Origin of the sequence: Kosakonia sp. SOY2 (genome assembly GCF_027109175.1) — a bacterium.
Classification (GTDB): Bacteria; Pseudomonadota; Gammaproteobacteria; order Enterobacterales; family Enterobacteriaceae; genus Kosakonia.
The window spans coordinates 304334-325167 of sequence record NZ_JAPVXH010000001.1 but is presented as its reverse complement, the minus strand read 5'-3'; the positions used below and the strand labels follow the sequence as shown (position 1 = coordinate 325167).

General features: G+C 57.1%; 19 protein-coding genes. 3 read left to right on the top strand and 16 right to left on the bottom strand.

The features are described from left to right. The first annotated feature begins 121 nt into the window (after positions 1-121). Complete coding sequence (nudI, locus tag O3S68_RS01530; protein WP_269230648.1) at positions 122-547, top strand: nucleoside triphosphatase NudI; 426 nt, start codon at positions 122-124, stop codon at positions 545-547. Here nudI and menE read toward each other — a convergent pair. The 8 genes from menE to O3S68_RS01490 all read right to left on the bottom strand — a co-directional run bounded on the left by menE (position 544) and on the right by O3S68_RS01490 (position 8439). Beyond that, positions 544-1905, bottom strand: a complete 1362-nt coding sequence (gene menE / locus O3S68_RS01525; protein ID WP_269230647.1) for an o-succinylbenzoate--CoA ligase — start codon at positions 1903-1905, stop codon at positions 544-546. The two genes, nudI and menE, sit on opposite strands and share 4 nt — an antisense overlap. Continuing rightward, entirely contained in the window at positions 1902-2867 is a 966-nt protein-coding gene (menC, locus tag O3S68_RS01520; RefSeq protein WP_160269372.1) for an o-succinylbenzoate synthase, read from the bottom strand. The genes menE and menC overlap by 4 nt, the downstream gene beginning before the upstream one ends. After that, positions 2867-3724, bottom strand: a complete 858-nt coding sequence (gene menB, locus O3S68_RS01515) for a 1,4-dihydroxy-2-naphthoyl-CoA synthase (protein WP_269230646.1) — start codon at positions 3722-3724, stop codon at positions 2867-2869. Before menB ends, menC begins: the two co-directional genes overlap by 1 nt. Further along, the gene (gene menH / locus O3S68_RS01510; protein ID WP_269230645.1) at positions 3721-4497 is read right to left on the bottom strand and encodes a 2-succinyl-6-hydroxy-2,4-cyclohexadiene-1-carboxylate synthase; all 777 of its coding nucleotides are present in this window, start codon (positions 4495-4497) and stop codon (positions 3721-3723) included. The genes menB and menH overlap by 4 nt, the downstream gene beginning before the upstream one ends. Beyond that, positions 4494-6164, bottom strand: coding sequence for a 2-succinyl-5-enolpyruvyl-6-hydroxy-3-cyclohexene-1-carboxylic-acid synthase (gene menD / locus O3S68_RS01505; protein WP_269230644.1), 1671 nt, complete (start codon positions 6162-6164; stop codon positions 4494-4496). Before menD ends, menH begins: the two co-directional genes overlap by 4 nt. A 71-nt stretch (positions 6165-6235) precedes the next feature. After that, a complete protein-coding gene (gene menF / locus O3S68_RS01500; protein WP_045514213.1) occupies positions 6236-7531 on the bottom strand; it encodes an isochorismate synthase MenF in 1296 nt (431 codons plus the stop codon). A gap of 87 nt (positions 7532-7618) precedes the next feature. After that, a complete protein-coding gene (gene elaB, locus O3S68_RS01495; protein WP_020454517.1) occupies positions 7619-7924 on the bottom strand; it encodes a stress response protein ElaB in 306 nt (101 codons plus the stop codon). 53 nt (positions 7925-7977) lie between these two features. Continuing rightward, on the bottom strand, positions 7978-8439 hold the full coding sequence (locus O3S68_RS01490; protein ID WP_269230643.1) for a GNAT family N-acetyltransferase: 462 nt from the start codon (positions 8437-8439) through the stop codon (positions 7978-7980). 62 nt (positions 8440-8501) lie between these two features. Between O3S68_RS01490 and rnz the strand changes: the two genes are divergently transcribed. Together rnz and O3S68_RS01480 are read left to right on the top strand one after the other, a co-directional pair. Then, a complete protein-coding gene (gene rnz, locus O3S68_RS01485; protein ID WP_269230642.1) occupies positions 8502-9419 on the top strand; it encodes a ribonuclease Z in 918 nt (305 codons plus the stop codon). Positions 9420-9496: 77 nt separating this feature from the next. Beyond that, complete coding sequence (locus O3S68_RS01480; protein WP_044489694.1) at positions 9497-10522, top strand: chemotaxis protein; 1026 nt, start codon at positions 9497-9499, stop codon at positions 10520-10522. 74 nt (positions 10523-10596) lie between these two features. Here O3S68_RS01480 and nuoN read toward each other — a convergent pair whose 3' ends face one another. From nuoN to nuoG, 8 genes are all read right to left on the bottom strand, one after another. Beyond that, on the bottom strand, positions 10597-12054 hold the full coding sequence (gene nuoN, locus O3S68_RS01475; RefSeq protein WP_020454521.1) for an NADH-quinone oxidoreductase subunit NuoN: 1458 nt from the start codon (positions 12052-12054) through the stop codon (positions 10597-10599). A gap of 6 nt (positions 12055-12060) precedes the next feature. Further along, positions 12061-13590: an NADH-quinone oxidoreductase subunit M gene (gene nuoM / locus O3S68_RS01470; protein ID WP_020454522.1), complete on the bottom strand. Its 1530-nt coding sequence runs from the start codon at positions 13588-13590 to the stop codon at positions 12061-12063. Between the two features lie 234 nt (positions 13591-13824). Continuing rightward, the gene (gene nuoL, locus O3S68_RS01465; RefSeq protein WP_020454523.1) at positions 13825-15666 is read right to left on the bottom strand and encodes an NADH-quinone oxidoreductase subunit L; all 1842 of its coding nucleotides are present in this window, start codon (positions 15664-15666) and stop codon (positions 13825-13827) included. Continuing rightward, positions 15663-15965: an NADH-quinone oxidoreductase subunit NuoK gene (gene nuoK / locus O3S68_RS01460; RefSeq protein WP_002463445.1), complete on the bottom strand. Its 303-nt coding sequence runs from the start codon at positions 15963-15965 to the stop codon at positions 15663-15665. The genes nuoL and nuoK overlap by 4 nt, the downstream gene beginning before the upstream one ends. After that, on the bottom strand, positions 15962-16516 hold the full coding sequence (gene nuoJ, locus O3S68_RS01455; protein WP_017458592.1) for an NADH-quinone oxidoreductase subunit J: 555 nt from the start codon (positions 16514-16516) through the stop codon (positions 15962-15964). Before nuoJ ends, nuoK begins: the two co-directional genes overlap by 4 nt. An 11-nt stretch (positions 16517-16527) precedes the next feature. After that, on the bottom strand, positions 16528-17070 hold the full coding sequence (nuoI, locus tag O3S68_RS01450) for an NADH-quinone oxidoreductase subunit NuoI (protein WP_017458593.1): 543 nt from the start codon (positions 17068-17070) through the stop codon (positions 16528-16530). A 14-nt stretch (positions 17071-17084) separates the two neighbouring features. Then, positions 17085-18062, bottom strand: coding sequence for an NADH-quinone oxidoreductase subunit NuoH (nuoH, locus tag O3S68_RS01445; RefSeq protein ID WP_017458594.1), 978 nt, complete (start codon positions 18060-18062; stop codon positions 17085-17087). Next, positions 18059-20785 (bottom strand): NADH-quinone oxidoreductase subunit NuoG, encoded by a 2727-nt coding sequence (gene nuoG, locus O3S68_RS01440; protein ID WP_020454524.1) that lies wholly within the window; start codon positions 20783-20785, stop codon positions 18059-18061. The genes nuoH and nuoG overlap by 4 nt, the downstream gene beginning before the upstream one ends. Positions 20786-20834: the final 49 nt, after the last annotated feature.

The following is a 20834-nucleotide window of genomic DNA, read 5'->3' as shown; positions in this document are numbered from 1 at the left end:
GCCTATTTTTCTGTCAGCAGAATGAATAAAAAGGCCAGTAACTATAGACGGGGTCAATTTTTCTACACCAGCGCTTGCGTTAACATGGCGCGTTATGTTCACCATGCTAAAGGAGTTAACCATGCGACAACGGACGATTGTGTGCCCATTGATTCAAAACGACGGCGCCTATTTGCTGTGTAAGATGGCCGACAATCGCGGTGTTTTCCCCGGTCAATGGGCATTATCCGGCGGCGGTATGGAACCTGGCGAGCGGATTGAAGAGGCGCTGCGCCGGGAGATCCGTGAAGAACTGGGCGACAAGCTGGAGCTGAGAGAAATCACCCCGTGGACATTTCGCGACGATATTCGGGTGAAAACCTATGCTGACGGCATAAAAGAGCAGATCTACATGATTTACTTAATTTTTGACTGCATCAGCGCCAATCGCGACGTCAGTCTTAATGACGAATTCCAGGATTACGCATGGGTAAAACCTGCGGATCTGCACCGCTACGATCTGAACGACGCGACCCGCACTACGTTAAAGATGAAAGGCTTACTCTAAGAGTGGCTGGCGACCCATTGTGCCACTGCACTACGGGAGATTTTAATGCCGCCATTTTTAAGCGCTGCGGGCATCATTAGCCAGCGTACCGGCTGCTGGAAACGGGCCAGTTTATCGGCGACCCACTGGCTCAGCGCATCGGCATCAACATCGCCTGCGCACTCCACCACCGCCACCGGGCGTTGACCAAATTCGGCGTCATCGACAGGCACCACCAGCACCTGCTGCACCTGCGGGTGGCGGGCAATAACGCGTTCAACTTCTTCTGGCTGAATGCCTTCCCCGCCGCTGAAAAAAAGATTATCCAGACGCCCGTGAATGGTCAGGCGACCATCGCTCAGCTCGCCGCGATCGCGCGTGGCAAACCAGCCTTCACTGTTTACCAGCGGGAGGAGTTCTCCGTTGCACCAGTAACCCGACGCCATGCTGGCCGCACGCAGCCAGACTTCCTCGCCGACAATTTTCACTTCACGCCCTGGCAGCGCGTAGCCGACATCAGGCTTGCCATCGGCCTCTTTCGCACACACCGTCGAAGCAAATTCGGTTAAGCCGTAGCCGCACCAGCTGCGGACGCCGCGCTCGCGTGCCTGCTGCGTGAGTTCAACAGGGATCGCGGCACCGCCCAGTAATACCGCTTTCAGCGAGACCGGAACGTTGTCATTTAACAAGCGCCACAGCTGCGTTGGGACCAGCGAGGCGTGGCTGCACCCGGCCAGCGCCTGCTCCAGCGGCGCTTTTTGCCGCACGGTGATCCGCGCCCCGGCCAGCAGCCAGCGCCACAAAATCCCCTGCCCGGAAACATGAAACAGCGGCAGCGAGAGAAACCAGTCGTCTTGCGCGGTAAACGGGATCAGCGCCAGTACGCCCTGCGCACTGGCAAGATGCGCCGCGCAGGTATGCACGGCGGCTTTCGGCAGGCCGGTAGAGCCGGAAGTCAGAGTCATTGAGGCCAGCCGTTGAGGCTGCCAGTCAACGGCATAATCGCCGTCAGCCTCGCTTAACGCCAGCGATGTTAAACCGGCATACGCCGCATGCGACTCCAGATCGAGCGCGAAACGCAGCGTCAACTGCCCTAACAGCGCCTCCAGTTGCGTGGCGGGTAACTGCGGGTTCAGCGGCAAAACCCGCGCGCCGCATTGCAACAGCGCCAGCCACGCCAGCAGCGTTTCCGGCTGATTGCGCGCGCGCAGCATAACGCCGTCGCCCGACTGCACGCCCTGGCGGGCAAGCCCGCTGGCCAGCCTGTCAATACGCGCACAGAGCTCATGCCAGCTAAGGCTTTGCTGCTCAAGGCGAATCGCTGCCTGCTCGCCTTGCAGCGTGCGCCAGTGACGCCAGGGCCAGTCGGGAAAAATCATAGCAATGGTTCCAGCGCATCAACCTGCAAGCAGGGTAAATCACTCTCAGGCCAGCGGCGGATCAACTGCGTTTGCATTAATTGCAGCGTATCCAGACCCGGCACCGTTCCCGGCGTCAGCCAGGCGGCGATACGCGCCAGTTGCGTCAGACCTAGGCTCGATTCGATTGACGAACTGATAACGGTCGTCAATCCCAGCGCTTTCGCCGCTGCAACCTGCTGTTGGACTTTCTGCAAGCTGCCGGTCAACATCGGTTTAATCACCACGGCGCCGACGCCTGGCTGCTGCTCAAAACGAAAGTCTGCGTCACGCAGGCTCTCATCCCAGGCGAGAGTAATGCCGGTCTCGCGGGCAAACGCCAGTGACTCCTCGCGCGTCTTGCAGGGCTCTTCGAGAAAGGCAATGCGCGAGCGGTAAGCCGGGTTGACATACTTCGCAAACTGTTGCGCTTTCAGCGGCGTCCAGGCACGGTTAGCATCCAGCCGCAACTGGAGATCGGGAATGGATTCCAGCAGCAAGTTGACCACCATGCCGTCACGCACCGCTTCATACAGCCCCACTTTCACTTTCGCCAGCTTTTCACCCGGCAAAGCAGCAAGCGCGGCGAACAACTCGTCCGGATCACCGCTACACAGCATCGCGGCGCGGTAATCCGCCGCCTGCGGCAGCGCATCGCCAAGTTCTGCCAGCGCGCAACTCAAACCAAATGCCGCAGAAGGCACGTCCGGCAGCGGTGGCTGTTCGCCATCGCACCAGCTACGCGCCCACGCCATCACAACCGGTTGAACGTCATCCAGCGTTTCCAGGCTAAACCCCGGCAGAGGGGAAATCTCCCCCCAGCCTTCGCGCTCGCCTTCGGTGAGATGAACGAACAATCCGTCACGTGTTTTCAGGCGCCGCTCACGCAGCACCACACCCGCATCAAGCGGGATTTGCCAGCGATAAACCTGCGCCTGTCGCATTATGGATTCCGTTTGAATTTGCTGAAATCAGGCTGGCGTTTTTCGTTAAACGCATTGCGGCCTTCCTGCCCTTCTTCGGTCATGTAGAACAGCATGGTGGCGTTACCCGCCAGCTCCTGCAGCCCCGCCTGACCATCGCAGTCGGCGTTCAGCGCGGCTTTCAGGCAACGCAGCGCCATCGGGCTGTTTTGCAGCATTTCGCGACACCAGCGCACGGTCTCTTTTTCAAGGTCGGCAATCGGCACGACGGTGTTGACCAGGCCCATATCCAACGCTTCCTGAGCATTGTACTGACGGCAGAGGAACCAGATTTCGCGGGCTTTTTTCTGCCCCACGATGCGCGCCATGTAAGACGCCCCCCAGCCGCCATCGAAGGAGCCGACTTTCGGGCCAGTCTGGCCGAAAATAGCGTTGTCCGCTGCGATGGTCAGATCGCACATCATGTGCAGCACGTGGCCGCCGCCGATGGAGTAACCCGCCACCATCGCCACCACCGGTTTCGGGCAGGTGCGGATCTGGCGCTGGAAATCCAGCACGTTGAGATGATGCACACCGGAGTCATCCTGGTAGCCGCCGTAATCGCCGCGCACTTTTTGATCGCCGCCGGAACAGAAGGCTTTATCCCCTTCGCCGGTCAGAATAATCACGCCCACGCTGTCGTCATAGCGCGCGTCAGCCATGGCCTGAATCATCTCTTTGACCGTCAGCGGACGGAACGCATTGCGCACCTGCGGGCGGTTAATGGTGATTTTGGCAATACCATCAGCCGATTTCTGATAACGGATGTCGGTGTAACCTTCAGAACAGTCACGCCATTCAACCGGCGCATAAAGCATGTTTTCATCTGGGTGGATCATAGTGTGTCCTTTGTCTCAAGACGCAGAATACGCGCCAGGGCGGCAATAACGGCAGCGGGATTTTCCCGGTGCGCGTTGTGCCCGGCGGCAGGAATGGCGTGACAGTGGCGCGAGACTTGCGTCGCCAGCGCCTGAAATTTGCTGTCATGTTCACCGTATAAATAATGTACTGGCACAGAAAGTGTCTGAAGTACGGCGCGCAAATCAGGCTGGCAGGCAAGCGAGGTTGCCTCCAGCATCGCCGCCAGCGTCGCACCGTTATTCTCGCAGCGTGTCGCCACCAGCGCCGCCCGTTGCGATTCGCTCAGCGTGGCAAAAACAGGCTGCCGGTACCAGGCGTCAAATACCTCACTCAATGGCTGCTGGCGAAAACGCGCAGCCCATTGCTGATCATTACGCAGCCGCTGTGTGCGATCGTCCGCAGATGTCAGCCCCGGATGACCACCTTCAACCACCAGGCCACACAGCCCGACAGGGTGCTGGCAGGCGTGGTACATCGCCACACGCCCACCAAGCGAATACCCCACCAGCCAGTAGTTGCGTATGTTGTAGTGCTCAAGGGTGGTGCGCAGCAGCGCGTCCAGCGCATCAAAGGAAGCAACGCCAGTATGGGCTGAACCACCATGTCCGGGCAGATCAAGGTACAAGCGCGGGAAATCACTCAGCGCGTCGCCAACGTGCTGCCATTCGCGGTTATCGCCGGAAAAACCATGCAGAAACACCAGCCACGGTTGCGGCTGGTGTCCACTAATGGCCTGGCCGTGCAGGATCACAGATGGCTTACCTGCGCCAGCAGCGTTTGTAACGTCTGCGCGCCGTCAGTTGCATTCACCACCAGTTCAATCACCGTCGCACCTGGCTTGCACCAGGCGCCTTCCAGCGCCTGCTCAAGCTCAGCCCAATTCTCCGGTTGATGGTAAGCAAGGCTAAACATCGCTGCTGCATGCGCAAAATGGACATTCTGCGGCATCAAATAAAACTGCTCGCGCTCGGCGGGCGGCGTGGGCAGTAACGAAAAAATTTGCCCACCATTGTTATTCACCACCAGCAGGACGAATGGCGCAGAAGCCTGCCGCAGCAGCGCCAGCGCATTGAGGTCGTAAAGCGCGGAGAGATCGCCCACAATCGCCAGCGTAGGCCGCGCGGTAGCGCGCTGAACGCCGGCAGCCGTTGAAAGCAGGCCGTCAATACCACTGGCGCCGCGATTGCTGTAAACAGGATATCCCGCCGGGAGTTGCGCCAGCGCATCGACCAGCCGCACGACCAGGCTGTTGCCAAGAAAAAGCTGGCCCTGGGCTGGCAAATAATCCGCGATGCGGTGCGCCAGCTGTGCCTCGCCAAAAATATCACGCTTCGCACAAACAGTTTCCCAGGCCTGCGCCGAAAGGCGTGGGATCGCCTCGCACCAGGGGGCGCGCGGTTCAGCCGGATGCTGCTCCAGCCAGTCAGCAACGCTGGAAACCAGCCGACGCCCGCGATGGTGGGCCGGATCGAGCCGCCCTTGCAGGCGATCAATCAGCCAGTACTCTTCCGGTTCGCAGGTCGCCTGCCACTGCAACAGACGTTTGCCGGTCAGACTGCTGCCAAACTGCAACACAATCTGCGCCTGATTCAGCTCCGCCACTGCCTGGCCATTGCCGAGCCAGAGATCGGCACATGGCAGCGGTTGCCCGGTCTGCGAAAGCGCATCGCCAATCAGCGGCCAGCCGAGCGTTTTCGCCCATTCAGCAAGCAAACGGCCTTCAGCCGCGCTCATGCGACCAGCTACGATCACGCCGCGTTTTTGTCGCCAGAAAAACCAGTCGCGCTGCGTTTCGCTGTTCACCCTGTTCGGTGCGCGCAGCCATGGCGTGTCTGACTGCCACCAGTCACCCAGCGCCTGCTGCCAGGCAAGGCCGGTATCATCCATTTCACCGTACAGCGGCTCGGCAAACGGACAGTTAATGTGTACCGCGCCGCCCTGTAACGAACCCAGCAGGTTATCAAGGGTGGAAACCAGCCAGCGCGCAGGAATGTCCTGTGAGGGTCGCGGCAGCGCGAAAGATTCAGCGGGATGCGTGGCAAACATGCCCGGCTGGCGAATTGCCTGGTTGGCACCGCAATCAATCAACTCCGGCGGTCGATCTGCCGTCAGCAGCACCAGTTTTTCACCGGTCAGCCCTGCTTCAATCAGCGCGGGATAAAGGTTTGCCACCGCCGTGCCGGATGTCACGATCACCGCCACCGGCTCATTGCTGGCCTTTGCCAGCCCCAGCGCAAGATGGCCTAAGCCACGCTCATCAAAATGGGTATGGTGAATAAAGGCGTGATTTTCCGCTGCGGCGAGCGTTAATGGGGTGGAACGGGATCCCGGGGCAATGCATACATGCCTGACGCCGTGACGGGTAAGAGCTTCGAGGATCACCGCCGCCCAGCGTCGGTTAAATGAGCTTATCGACATGAATTTGTCCGGTATCAATATTACGGCTTAGTATAAATAATCAGGAACTATGTATTTTTGATATGAGTCGGTTATGCGTGACTAAGTTGTAATAATGATCGTAATCCCGCCGCTTTGTTCTCAATTTCCTGCCACTCTTGCTCCGGGTCTGAACCGGAAACAATGCCCGCACCGGCGTAAAGACGCACGGTATTGCCGTCAATTTTTGCCGAACGCAGGGCAACGCAGAACTCACTCTGTTGCCGCGAAAGATAGCCCGCCGAACCGGCATACCACGCGCGCTGAAAAGGCTCATGACGCGCAATAAATGCCCGCGCTTCACGGCGGGGTAATCCCGCAACTGCTGCTGTCGGCTGGAGCATTTGCAGGCAGAGCGCGTCATCCGGCGTTTGCAGATCGGTCCAGATACAGCGGCGAAGATGCTGTACTTTACGCAGCCGGACCACCTTCGGCGGCAGCACCTCCAGCGCACCGGTCTGCTGTTGTAAACGCTGGCAGATATCCTCCACCACCAGCATATTTTCACGCTGGTTTTTATCATCGGCCATTAGCCAGTCGGCAAGCTGTTGCGCCTGCTGGTCATCTTCATGATTGGCCACCGTTCCGGCCAGCGCTTCGGTGCGCAAAGCCGTGCCGCGACGCCGCCAGAGCCGCTCGGGCGAGGAGCCTAAAAACGCCGTTTGCGCGTCGAACGCCATCATGAAATGAAAGCAGTGATGATTGAGGCGACGGCTGGCGGCCATCAACGCGGCGGCATCCACCGCGCTGGCAAAATGGTAATCCGTTGCGCGGGCGAGCACGACTTTATCCAGTTCGCCGCTTTCCAGCGTTTGCAACGCCTGCGCAATCAGCGTTCGCCAGCCATCGCGCTCGGGGATGTGATGCTGCTCAAGGCACGTTTGCTGCACGTTTTGCAGCGGTGTCGATTCCACCAGCGCCGAAAGAAATGCGATTGCGCGCTGTGCGTCATCACAGAGGGAAGTCTCGCTGAAAATGTACACGCGCAGAAAGGCGTGACCGCCTTCCCGACGCCACTCCAGACGCGGTAAAAACAGTTCGCCCTGCGTGGGATCAAAGGCGTTAAGCCCCCAGATGCGGACATCTTCAGCGCATTGCTGCATAAAATCTTGCGCCAGGGATAAAGAAGAGAAACGGCGCAATGCGCCAAGCGCGGCGGCTTCGTCATCGCCGCTACGTTGCTGCCAGTAAAATTGCGGCCACACGTGCTGGCTGGCAAGCCACGTCAGGGGATCAAAAGCGTCGTTTAACGGGAAAGGTGCATCAAAAAAGCACAATCCTGACGACCGGGGAATGGCGCCGGTCAGGCAGCGGTGTAAGTGTGAAAGCGCCGAGGAAATGGAGTACACGCGAGCCCCTCCCTGTTAAAAACCACATAGTATACGGGGTACTTAGCGTAATAACAGTACCCCCTTCCAGGGAGGGGAAGTGAAACGTTAGCGGCGGGCTAACAGCAGACCGAGCACCAGACCCACTGCGGCACCGGCACCAATGCCCTGCCACGGTTTTTCATGCACGTAGTCGTCTGCGCGATAGACGGCTTTTTTCGCACGGTAGTAGTACGTATCCGATGCGCTGCTGACGCGGTTTTTCACGTCATGCAGCGCCTGTTCGGCACGGGCTTTCAACTCAATGTACTTTTGATCGGCAGGATCGCCCGATGAGCGGAGAATTTCTTCCAGCGTTTCGCTCAGCAGGGTCAGGTCGTCATCAATATGTGATTCATAAGAATGATATGCCATCTGTTGTCTCCATGTTATGCACCTGTCCGCTAACTATAGACAAAGGCTGCCGGTTACGCCTGGCGGATCTCGCGCGCCATCCCGATATGCGCGATACCATCTTCGTCATACACATCCGTCACCGCCTGGAAACCAAAATGGGCATAGAAAGATTGGAGATGTGCCTGCGCACCCAGATATAGCGCGTGCTGCGGCCAGTATTGCTCACAGGAAAGCACCGCGCGCTCCATTAACTGATAGCCCAGTTTTTCGCCGCGAACCTGCGCACTGACAATCACCCGACCGATAGCCACCGGCGAGAGATCATCATCACTTTTCAGAATCCTCGCATACGCCACCAGTTCGTCGCCTTTCCAGCCGAGAATATGGCGGTTCTCGCCCACCAGGTCATCACCATCCACATCCAGATAAGCGCAGGCCTGCTCAACCACAAACACTTCGCAGCGCAATTTCAGTAACGCGTACAGCTCAGGAACGGTCAGTTCGGAATGGTGCACATCCTGCCAGCGGATCATGTTGTTCTCCTCATTTATAGTGACCTCGTTATACTAGATTCTTTTTCATTCGGGCAAAGATTGTGGAACTGATTTTCTTAGGCACCTCTGCGGGCATACCTACACGGGCGCGTAATGTCACGGCGATGCTGCTCAATTTACAACACCCAACCCGCGCCGGGCTTTGGCTATTTGATTGCGGCGAAGGAACCCAGCACCAGATGCTGCGCACCGCCTTTCACCCTGGCAAACTCGATAAAATTTTTATTACTCACCTGCATGGCGATCATCTTTTCGGTCTGCCTGGGTTGTTATGCAGTCGCTCAATGGCTGGCAATGTTCAGCCGCTACAGATTTACGGTCCGAAAGGGATTCATGAGTTTGTGGAAACCACGCTGCGACTTAGCGGTTCATGGACCGATTACCCGCTGACGATTGAAGAAGTGACGCCTGGGCTGGTGGTTGATGATGGTTTGCGCACAGTGACCGCTTACCCGCTGTCGCACCCGGTGGAGTGCTACGGCTACCGGATTGAAGAGCATGATAAACCCGGCGCGCTGAATGCGGCGGCGTTAAAAGCGCAAGGCATCCCGGCAGGGCCGCTGTTCCAGCAATTAAAAGAGGGGAAAACCGTCACACTGCCTGACGGGCGCATCATCAATGGCGCGGATTATCTCGCCCCGGCAGAAAGCGGAAAAAAACTGGCGATTTTTGGCGACACTGCACCCTGCCCGGCCGCGCTGGAACTGGCGCAAGGCGTGGATTTACTGGTACATGAAGCCACTCTTGAGCAGGCTATGGAGGAAAAAGCGAACAGCCGGGGACACAGCTCAACCCGCCAGGCGGCGCAACTCGCTGCCGATGCCGGTGCAAAAAAGTTGGTGATTACCCATCTCAGTTCACGTTATGACGAACAAGGCAGCCTGGCGATGCTCGCCGAGTGTAAAACGTACTTTTCGCAAACGACATTGGCTGAAGATTTTGCGGTAGTTCACATTTGATTTTAATTTAGGCACTCTATTTTTTCTCCACCATGCCGATAATAGATATACGCAGGCATTTCCTATTTGAGGGCATGATGGACAATTTCCAGAAAGACATCGATGACAGGGCGAATCTTACTCTGTCGAACCGGTTTGAGCTGTTGCTGTTTCGCCTTGGCACATCGTTAGATGCCACCAAATCCGAGTTATTTGGCATCAACGTATTTAAGCTACGCGAAATCGTACCGATGCCCACCTTTACCCGTCCCGCAGGGATGAAAGCTCCACTGATGGGGATGGTCAACATTCGCGATCAGGTGATCCCGGTGATTGACCTTGCCGCCGTAGCGGGTTGTAAACCTGCAAGCGGCCTGAACATCTTACTGATTACGGAATATGCCCGTAGCGTGCAGGCATTTGCCGTTGAGTCCGTGGAAAATATTATTCGCCTGGACTGGAAACAGGTGCACACGGCCGAAAAAGCGATCAATGGTCGCTATATCACCAGTATTGCCTGCCTGGATGACGATAAGGATACCAACAACCTGGCGATGGTGCTGGACGTTGAGCAGATCCTGTATGACATCGTGCCTGCGGATCATGACGTACATGGCGATCATGTGCCGGACAAGAAATTCAACCTGAAACCGGGTTCTGTTGCCATTGTGGCCGAAGATTCCAAAGTGGCGCGCGCCATGCTGGAAAAAGGCCTCAACGCGATGCAGATCCCGAGTGCGATGCATATCACCGGTAAAGACGCGTGGGAGAAAATCCAGTTGCTGGCGCAGCAGGCCGATGCGGAAGGTGTTGCAGTTAGCGATAAGATCTCCATGGTCCTGACCGACCTCGAGATGCCGGAGATGGATGGGTTTACCTTAACGCGTCTTATCAAAACCGATCCGCGTCTGAAAAACATCCCGGTGGTGATCCACTCATCGCTCTCCGGTAGTGCTAACGAAGATCACGTGCGTAAAGTGCAGGCAGACGGTTACGTGGCGAAGTTTGAGATTAACGAACTCTCGTCCGTGATTCAGGAAGTGCTGGATCGCGCTGCGAATAATATTCGCGGCCCGCTGATTAGCCACCACCAGGTAACGTCTACCCCGCTGCTGGCGAAGTAATCATTTAGCGTTTATCTGGTTAGCCCATAAAAAAACCGCCGATATCGGCGGTTTTTCTTTACCTGTTTCCAGGCTTACATCATCGGCATCGCCAGTTGAACGATGCTGATCAGCGGCTGCGGATAGATACCTAACAGCAGCACCAGCAACGCGGAGATAAGTACCACAATCCCGCCTGCGCTGTAAGCCCAGTTAGACGGTGCATCGCGGTTCAACTGCTGCGGTGCGTTCAGGTAGAGGCTCACCGCCACGCGCAGGTAGTAATACAAACCAATCGCCGAGCCAAGCACCACCGCGGCAGTCAGCCACCACAGATGCGCTTCAACACCGACCGCCAGAATGTAGAACTTACCGATAAAGCCCAGCGTCATCGGAATACCCGCCAGCGACAGCATCATCACCGTCATTACCGCAGACAGGATCGGGCGGTGCCAGAACAGGCCACGGTAGGAGTAAAGTGACTCTGCATCCGGGCCGCGATACGGGCTGGACATCAGGCTGACCACACCGAACGCGCCAAGGCTGCTGAACAGATAACCGGCCAGGTAAACACCAACGGTTTCCATCGACATCTGGCCGCCTTGCAGCGCAATCAGCGCCACCAGCAGATAACCCAGGTGCGAAATAGAGGAGAAGCCCAGCAGACGTTTAATGTTGGTCTGGCTCAGCGCCATCAGGTTACCGAAGATGATGGAGACGAAAGCGATGATCCCCAGAACCACGCGAACCGCTTCGCTTTCACCCACCGGTGCGTAGAGGAACAGACGCATCACCACGCCAAAAATGGCGATTTTGCTGGCGGTGGCCAGGAAGGTGGACACCGGCGCAGGCGCGCCCTGGTAAACATCTGGCGTCCACAGATGGAACGGCACCAGCGAGAGTTTAAAGCCAAGTCCGACAATCATCATGCCCAGGCCCGCCAGCAGCAGCGGTTCATGCAGCATCCCTTCGCCCAGGCTTTTGCCGATCGCGACAAACGACAGATTGCCAGTTTGCGCATAAACCAGCGCGATACCGAACAGCAGGAACGAGGAGGCGGCAGCGGACAAAATGGTGTATTTGATACTGGCTTCCAGCGAGCGTTTCTGGCGGAAGGCGTAGCCTACCAACCCGAACAGCGGCAGAGAGATCAGCTCAATACCGAGGAACAGCGCCGCCATGTGATTCGCGTTCGCCAGCAGAATACCGCCGAGCGCGGCAATCAGTACCAGCAGATAAAACTCTTCTTTGTTATCGCTATACCCTTCCAGCCATGGATAGGCAAAGGTGCAAGTGGCGAGGCTCGCCAGCAGCACCAGCCCGGTGTAAAGCATGGCGTAGCCATCGACGCGCATCAGCGGGGTGACATCCATCGCCCCCGCCTGGCCGACGAACCACAAAGAGAGCAGCGCGACGTTCAGGCCAATGACCGACAGCGTGGCATTGAGAAAATGGTTGCGTCGCCACGCAATGGAGAGCATCACAACCACCACCGTCAATCCGACGATTAGCAGCGGCAGCAGCGCAATCAGGTGTTGTGGAGTTATCGTCATGGCGATTTACGGCCTTGTAGTAGTAACAGAATTAACAAACCACTGCTGGATATTGCCCATCGCGGCATGCGATGTATCCAGAATCGGCTGCGGATAGAAGCCAAGCAGTACCAGAAGCACAACCAGGATCAGAATCATAAACAGCTCGCGCAGCGACAGACCCCGCAGTTCCTGGCTGGCGAGTTCGCTTTTCGCCTTGCCGAAGTAAGCACGATGCAGCATCGCCAGCGAGTACACCGACGCGAACACCAGGCCGAAGGTGGAAATCACCGTGATCGTCGGCACAACCTGATAGCTGCCGAACAGGATCATGAATTCACCCACGAAGTTACCGGTACCCGGCATCCCAAGCGTTGCGACGGCAAAGAACATTGACAGCGCCGGCAGCCACTTAATTTTGCTCCACAAGCCGCCCATCATACGCATATCGCGCGTATGCAGACGTTCGTACAGCTGGCCGCACAGAATAAACAGACCCGCAGCGGAAAGACCGTGGGCAATCATCTGAATCACCGCGCCCTGGTAAGCAAGCTGGCTGCCGGTGTAGATAGCAATCAGTACAAAGCCCATGTGAGACACAGAGGTGTACGCGATCAGACGTTTGATATCGGTCTGGGTGAAGGCCATCCACGCGCCGTAGAAGATACCGATCACGCCAAGCCACATGGCGATAGGCGCAAACTCTGCCGACGCGTTCGGGAACAGCGGCAGCGAGAAGCGCAGCAGACCGTAAGCGGCGGTTTTCAGCAAGATCCCCGCGAGGTCAACGGAACCGGCGGTCGGTGCCTGCGAGTGCGCGTCTGGCAGCCAGCCGTGCAGCGGCACCACCGGCATTTTTACCGCAAAGGCGATAAAGAAACCAAGCATCAGCAGATATTCGACATTGCCGGACATCGGCGTCTTCAGCAGATCTTCGTAAGCGAAAGTCCATACGCCGGTCGCGTTGTAGTGCACCAGCACCAGCGCCAGGATGGCAATCAGCATGACCAGGCCGCTCGCCTGGGTATAAATGAAGAACTTGGTCGCCGCGGTAATACGCGTCTTCCCGTCGGAGGCTTTATGGCCCCACAGCGCGATCAGGAAGTACATCGGCACCAGCATCATTTCCCAGAAGAAGAAGAACAGGAACATGTCGATGGCAAGGAACACGCCGATAACGCCGCCGAGGATCCACATCAGGTTCAGGTGGAAGAAGCCCTGATATTTCTCGATTTCACGCCAGGAGCAGAGCACCGCCAGCACGCCGAGGAAGCCGGTCAGCACCACCATCAGCAGCGACAAACCATCCATCGCCAGATGAATGCTAATGCCAAAGCGCGGGATCCAGTCATGCTTGAACGTTTCCTGCCACTGCGGAAGGCCGGTGACTTGCGTCAGAGAATAGCCGCCCTGCAACCAGAGTTGCAGAGAAAGCGCCAGCGTCAGTCCCATGGTGATCAGCGCGATCCAGCGCGGCACCTTCACGCCGAAGCGCTCGGTCTGCCAGCAGAGGAAGCCGCCGATAAAGGGAATCAGAATTAGCCAGGGTAGTAACATGGCGATTTTTGTTCCTTGTTTAAGTCCGTCTCAGGCTATCTTGCTCGTCATAGCGAACCCCGGCTGTGCTCGCAATCCTCACGTACATCTGTACGCTCCGGTTGCTCTGCGCAGGCGGTGTCCACTCTGACTTCACCGATAACGCCTGTCCATTCGGACCAGATTTTCAACGAATTTCTAAAAATTCTCTTTCCGTTTGCAGGCCGGCTAAGCGAACTCAACCGGCCAACAAACTCAGCGCAATACCATCAACAGCGCCAGCACGACAACCGCGCCAATGCTCATGGATGCCACATACCAGCGCAGGTAGCCGTTCTCGCTAAACAGCAGACCTTTGCCTGCGAAGCGGGAAAGGATCGCCGGGATGTTCATCAGCGCATTGAGCGGATCGCTCTTCAGCAACCATGCGATACCGAGGTATGGCTTCACAAAGACGCGATCGTAAAGCCAGTCGAAGCCCCAGGCATTGAACCACCAGGTACCGAAGAAACGCCCCGTTGCGCTGTTGGCAATCGAATGCACCAGTGTGCGGTTACCCAGCCACAGCCAGGCTGCCAGCAGGATACCGATAATCGCTACCGCACCGGATGCCACTTCCAGCATCACGACACTGCTGTGCGCAAGCTCGGTGGTTTCCGGCAACACGCCTTTCAGCGGCGGCACGATCATCGCGCCAACAAAGGTAGACAGCACCAGCAACACGATCAGCGGCAGATGATGGGTAATCCCCTTCCCTGCATGCGCGTGGATTTGTTCTTTTCCGTGGAAAACAATGAAAATCAGACGGAAGGTGTAGAGCGATGTCATAAAGGCACCGACCAGGCCTGCAATCATCAGATTGATATGACCATTTGCTACCGCACCGGCAAGGATTTCGTCCTTACTGAAGAAGCCTGCGGTGATCATCGGCAACGCTGACAGCGCCGCACCACCGACCAGGAAGCAAACATACACCAGCGGAATCGACTTACGCAGGCCACCCATTTTGAAGATGTTCTGCTCGTGATGACACGCGAGGATCACCGAACCGGAGGAGAGGAACAACAGCGCTTTAAAGAACGCGTGCGTCATCAGGTGGAAAATCGCCGCATCCCATGCCTGTACGCCCAGCGCCAGGAACATGTAACCAATCTGGCTCATGGTGGAGTAAGCGAGCACACGTTTGATATCGGTCTGCACCAGCGCGGCGAAACCCGCCATCAGCAGCGTTACGGCACCCACAATACCCACCAGATGCAGCACTTCCGGCGTCAACAGGAACAAGCCGTGCGTACGTGCAATCAGGTAGACACCGGCGGTAACCATCGTCGCCGCGTGGATCAGCGCAGAAACCGGGGTCGGGCCAGCCATCGCATCCGCAAGCCAGGTCTGCAACGGCAGCTGCGCGGATTTACCCACCGCACCACCCAGCAGCATCAGCGTCGCCCACATCAGCATGTTATTGCCGTTGGCAAAGTGCTGCGGTGCCAGTTCAACCATTTCGCGGAAGTTCAGCGTGCCCAGTTCGTTGTAAAGAATGAACAGTGCGAAAGCGAGGAACACGTCACCCACGCGGGTAACGACGAACGCTTTCATTGCCGCGGCGCCATTCTTCGGATCGGTGTAGTAGAAACCAATCAGCAGATAGGAGCACAGACCCACGCCTTCCCAGCCAAGATACATCAGCAGCAGGTTATCACCCAGCACCAGAACGACCATGCTGGCGATAAACAGGTTGGTGTAGGCGAAGAAGCGGGAGTAACCCTCTTCACCACGCATATACCAGGAGGCGAACATGTGGATCAGGAAGCCAACACCAGTGACCACGGAAAGCATGGTCAGGGAGAGGCCATCCAGCACCAGATTGAAGCCGATGTTGAAATCACCGACCGCCATCCACGTCCACAGCGGTTTTGCGAAAGGTTGCTGGCCGTGATTGAAGAAATCAACGCCCGCATACGCGGTAACCAGCGCAGCCAGACCAATCGACCCGACACCTACAGTTGCGGAAACATTTTCCGACCAGCGGCCACGGGAAAACGCCAGCAGCACAAAGCCAATAAAAGGAAAAATAATGGTTAAGGCGAGCATGTTCATCCACGCATCTCACTTACTGAATCGATATTCAGATTCTGGCGGCGACGATGGAGTTGCAGCAGCAACGCCAGGCCAATGCTCGCTTCGGCAGCCGCGAGGCTAATGGCGAGAATGTACATCACCTGTCCGTCGGTCTGACCCCAATAGCTGCCTGCGACCACAAAGGCCAGCGCAGCGGCGTTAATCATGATTTCCAGCCCAATCAGCATAAACAGCAGGTTGCGGCGGATAACCAGACCGGTCAGCCCCAAAACAAACAAAATCGCAGCGAGGATCAATCCATGTTGCAACGGGATCATGCGTGCTCCTCCGTTTTTCTTTTCGCGCGGTCTTCCGTGCGATTGCTCAGCACTTCGCCCGGGCGGTCTTCGCGTCCCAGATGGAAAGCAACAACCAGCCCCGCCAGCAGTAGCATCGAAGCCAGTTCTACCGCCAGTACGTAAGGACCAAACAGCGTAATACCAACCGCTTTCGCGCCAATCGCCGTCCCCTCGATACCCTGATCGTTAACGCCGAGGATGGCGTAAATCATTACCACCAGCAGCACTGCGGAGAGCAGCGCCGGGCCAATCCAGATTTGCGGCGACAGCCAGTTGCGCTCCTGCTCGACCACGGTATTGCCGAGGTTCAGCATCATCACCACAAACACAAACAGCACCATGATGGCCCCGGCGTAGACGATGATCTCCAGCGCCCCGGCGAAGTATGCGCCGAGTGAAAAGAAGACCCCGGCAATCGCCAGCAGAGACACAATCAGATACAGCAACGCGTGTACCGGGTTGGTATGCGTAATCACGCGTACCGTCGTCAGGATGGCGACCAGGCCACAGATATAAAAAGCGAACTCCATTGCCCCTCTCCTTACGGTAACAGGCCCTTGACGTCGATAGGCTTGGCTTCATTTTCCGCTTCGCCTTTATCTTTGCCGTCGATTGCCATACCTGCCATCCGGTAGAAGTTATATTCCGGGTATTTGCCCGGACCGGAGATCAGCAGATCCTCTTTTTCGTACACCAGATCCTGACGTTTGTATTCGCCCATCTCGAAATCCGGGGTGAGCTGAATCGCCGTTGTCGGGCACGCTTCTTCGCACAGACCGCAAAAAATGCAGCGCGAGAAGTTGATACGGAAAAATTCCGGATACCAGCGGCCGTCCTGCATCTCCGCTTTTTGCAGCGAGATACAGCCGACAGGGCAGGCTACCGCACACAGGTTACAGGCAACGCAGCGCTCGGAACCGTCCGGGTCGCGCGTCAGCACGATACGGCCACGGTAGCGCGGTGGCAGATAGACCGGCTCTTCCGGGTACATACGCGTTTCGCGTTTGGCGAACGCATGCAGGCCAATCATCCAGATACTACGAACCTGGGTGCCGAAGCCCACGAGTAATTCTTTTAAAGTCATGGTCTTTTCACCCCTTATTGCGCTTGCCAGAGAATGACAGCCGCCGTTCCCAGCAAGTTAATCAGCGTCAATGGCAGGCAGACTTTCCAGCCGAAGGACATCACCTGGTCATAACGCGGACGCGGCAGCGCGGCGCGGATCAAAATGAACATCATCATAAAGAACGCGGTTTTCAGCGCGAACCAGATGAATGGCGGTAACAACGGTCCTTGCCAGCCACCGAAGAACAGCGTGACCATCAGCGCGGAAATGGTGACGATACCGATGTATTCCCCGACAAAGAACAGGCCGAACTTCATACCGGAATATTCGATGTGGTAACCATCCGCCAGCTCCTGCTCCGCTTCCGGCTGGTCAAACGGGTGACGGTGACACACCGCAACGCCCGCGATCGCGAAAGTCACAAAGCCAAAGAACTGCGGGATAACGTTCCACAAACCGGCCTGGTTGTTAACAATGTCGGTCATGTTGAATGAACCGGCCTGCGCAACCACACCCATCAGGGAAAGCCCGAGGAACACTTCATAGCTCAGAGTCTGCGCGGAGGCACGCATCGCACCGAGCAACGAGTATTTGTTGTTACTCGACCAGCCAGCGAACAGCACCGCGTAAACTGCCAGACCCGCCATCATCAGGAAGAACAGGATCCCGATATTGAGGTCGGCCACCACCCAGGTGGGGCTGACCGGCACAATGGCGAACGCTAACAGCAACGAGGTAAAGGCAATCATTGGCGCAAGAGTAAAAATCACGCGGTCCGAAAAGCGCGGGATCCAGTCCTCTTTAAAGAACATCTTGATCATGTCCGCCACCAGCTGGAGTGAACCACCCCAGCCTACGCGGTTCGGCCCGTAACGGTTCTGGAACAGACCGAGCAGACGACGTTCACCAAAGCTCATGAACGCACCGCAGGTGACCACCACCAGCAGAATGACGACCGCTTTCAGAATGCTTAACAGAATGTCGATAACATCCGGTGTTAACCAGCTCATGCTTGCGCCTCCTGCAGATTTTCAAGACGTGCTCCGGCCAGTACCGGCGCGATACCCGGCATCCCCATTGGCAGACCAACCTGCCCTGCCACCAGACCTTCCGAAACCTGCAACGGCAGGCTGATCGTCTGCCCTTCGTAAGTGAAGGAGATATGCGCGCCCGCGTTCACGCCAAGCTTCGCGGCGTCTGCCGGGTTCAGCTTGATGTACGGCTGCGGCATGCGGCTCTGGAACACCGGAGAGCGCTGCGACAATTCATCACTGCCAAACAGGTGATAGTAAGGCGCGATACGCCACTTGCCATCCTGCGCTTCGAACGCGCCTGGTACGGTAGTGAAATAATCAAGACCGCTTTCAGACGCTTCGATCAGGCGTACGCCCGGATCGCCGTGACGCAGGTGACCACCCACTTCGTCCTGGAATTTGTTCCAGGCCTGCGGGGAGTTCCAGCCCGGCGCCCATGCAAACGGAATTTGCGAACGCGGCGCGGACGGCTGGTTGTTCCCTTCCATTGAGAAAGCGAACATGGTGTCTTTGTCCTGCGGCTGACGCGGTTCGTGCACGCTGATATTGGCGCGCATCGCGGTGCGTCCACTGTAGCGGTGCGGTTCACGCGCCAGTTTCTGACCACGAATGCGGAAGCTGGCATCCGGCGCGGCGTCTTTAATACCGGCCAGCTGCGGCAGCGCTTCAATAGCCGCGTCGATCACATGATCAAGCTGCGTCCAGTCCACTTCGCGGTTTTGCACGGTGCTGTGCAGCGAGTGCAGCCAGCGCCAGCTTTCCAGCATCAGCGTTTTGCTGTCGTAATAGGTCGGGTCATACACCTGGAAGAAGCGCTGCGCGCGGCCTTCGTTGTTGATGACCGTACCGTCGCTTTCAGCGAAGCTAGCCGCGGAGAGCACCAGATGGGCGCTGTCCATAATGGCGGTGCGCTGATGATCAACCACCAGCACCAGCGGCGCTTTCGCCAGCGCCGCGTCAACGCGGGCAGCAGAAGCGTGACGGTGCAGATCGTTTTCCAGCACGACAACGGCGTCAGCACTGCCGCTTTCCAGCTCAGCCAGCGCGTCATCGAGGCTACCGCCACCGATAAGCCCCAGCCCCATGCTGTTTACCGAACGGGCAATCATGGTGATGCCGACATCAGAACCACGGCCTTTCAGCGCTTTAGCTACGTTTGCCGCTGCCTGAATCACCGCCGTGCTACCAGCGTTAGTTCCAGAGATAATCAGTGGTTTTTTCGCCCCGGCTAATGCCTGAACAATCACATCCACTTTGCTTTTCAGGTCGTTGCTCAGACCGTCAACCGCAGGAGACGCGTCGTCCAGCGCATGCGCGATGGCGAAGCCTAAGCGAGCCTGATCTTCTACCGGTGCGCAGTAGGTCCACGCTGCGATATCGTCCAGACGGGTACTGTCGACGTTGGTAACAAACAGCGGATGTTTAGCACGCTGACCAATGTTCATAATCGCCGCGATCTGCCAGTCGGCCACTTTTTGCGCCGCCGCCATTTCGCGTGCTTTGCCTTTCACCGCCTGACGAACCGCCAGCGCGACGCGCGCGCCGGTCTGGGTGATATCTTCCCCAAGAACCAGAACCGCATCATAGGATTCAATTTCACGCAGTGCCGGTGTACGGATGCCGCCTTCGCGCAGCACTTTCAGCGCCAGCTCAAGACGTTCCTGCTCACCTTTGGCAATGCCGGTGTAGAAGTTTTCCGCACCAACCAGTTCACGCAGCGCGAAGTTGCTCTCTACGCTTGCGCGCGGAGAACCGATACCGATCACTTTCTTCGACTGACGCAGAATATCCGCCGCACCCTGCATCGCCTGTTCGGCGTTGAGGGTGATCAGATCGTCGCCACGGCGCTGAACCGGCTGGCGCGGTCTGTCTTTCAGGTTGACGTAGCCATAGCCAAAACGACCACGGTCGCAAAGGAAGTAGTGGTTAACAGTACCGTTGTAACGGTTTTCGATGCGGCGCAGTTCGCCATAACGTTCGCCAGGGCTGGTGTTACAACCCAGTGAACACTGCTGGCAGATGCTCGGCGCGAACTGCATATCCCACTTACGGTTATAACGCTCGGAGTGGGTTTTATCGGTGAATACGCCGGTCGGGCAGATTTCCACCAGGTTGCCGGAGAATTCGCTCTCAAGCACGCCGTCTTCCGGGCGACCGAAGTAGACGTTGTCATGGGCACCATACACGCCAAGATCCGTGCCGTCCGCATAGTCTTTGTAGTAACGAACACAGCGGTAACAGGCGATACAGCGGTTCATTTCGTGAGAGATGAACGGGCCGAGATCCTGATTACGGTGTGTACGTTTGGTGAAACGATAGCGACGGAAGCTGTGACCGGTCATTACGGTCATATCCTGCAGGTGGCAGTTGCCCCCTTCTTCGCAAACCGGGCAGTCGTGCGGGTGGTTGGTCATCAGCCACTCGACCACGCTTTCACGGAACTGCTTCGCTTCGTCGTCATCAATAGAGATAAAAGTACCGTCGGATGCCGGTGTCATACAGGACATCACCAGGCGGCCACGCGTGTCTTCCGCGTTTTGATATTGCTTCACCGCACACTGGCGGCACGCACCCACGCTCCCCAGCGCCGGATGCCAGCAAAAATAAGGAATATCAAGGCCTAAAGAGAGACACGCCTCAAGAAGGTTGTCTGCTCCGTTTACCTCGTATTCTTTGCCGTCTACATGAATAGTAGCCATTAGCATGCTTCCAGTTGTCTCAGTCAGCGACTAAGAGTTAATCAAAATT

Coding starts and splice junctions, on each gene's coding strand:
- nudI (WP_269230648.1), top strand. CDS start 122: ATGCGACAACGGACGATTGTGTGCCCATTGATTCAAAACGACGGCGCC.
- menE (WP_269230647.1), bottom strand. CDS start 1,905: ATGATTTTTCCCGACTGGCCCTGGCGTCACTGGCGCACGCTGCAAGGC.
- menC (WP_160269372.1), bottom strand. CDS start 2,867: ATGCGACAGGCGCAGGTTTATCGCTGGCAAATCCCGCTTGATGCGGGT.
- menB (WP_269230646.1), bottom strand. CDS start 3,724: ATGATCCACCCAGATGAAAACATGCTTTATGCGCCGGTTGAATGGCGT.
- menD (WP_269230644.1), bottom strand. CDS start 6,164: ATGTCGATAAGCTCATTTAACCGACGCTGGGCGGCGGTGATCCTCGAA.
- elaB (WP_020454517.1), bottom strand. CDS start 7,924: ATGGCATATCATTCTTATGAATCACATATTGATGACGACCTGACCCTG.
- O3S68_RS01490 (WP_269230643.1), bottom strand. CDS start 8,439: ATGATCCGCTGGCAGGATGTGCACCATTCCGAACTGACCGTTCCTGAG.
- O3S68_RS01480 (WP_044489694.1), top strand. CDS start 9,497: ATGGACAATTTCCAGAAAGACATCGATGACAGGGCGAATCTTACTCTG.
- nuoN (WP_020454521.1), bottom strand. CDS start 12,054: ATGACGATAACTCCACAACACCTGATTGCGCTGCTGCCGCTGCTAATC.
- nuoM (WP_020454522.1), bottom strand. CDS start 13,590: ATGTTACTACCCTGGCTAATTCTGATTCCCTTTATCGGCGGCTTCCTC.
- nuoL (WP_020454523.1), bottom strand. CDS start 15,666: ATGAACATGCTCGCCTTAACCATTATTTTTCCTTTTATTGGCTTTGTG.
- nuoK (WP_002463445.1), bottom strand. CDS start 15,965: ATGATCCCGTTGCAACATGGATTGATCCTCGCTGCGATTTTGTTTGTT.
- nuoJ (WP_017458592.1), bottom strand. CDS start 16,516: ATGGAGTTCGCTTTTTATATCTGTGGCCTGGTCGCCATCCTGACGACG.
- nuoI (WP_017458593.1), bottom strand. CDS start 17,070: ATGACTTTAAAAGAATTACTCGTGGGCTTCGGCACCCAGGTTCGTAGT.
- nuoH (WP_017458594.1), bottom strand. CDS start 18,062: ATGAGCTGGTTAACACCGGATGTTATCGACATTCTGTTAAGCATTCTG.
- nuoG (WP_020454524.1), bottom strand. CDS start 20,785: ATGGCTACTATTCATGTAGACGGCAAAGAATACGAGGTAAACGGAGCA.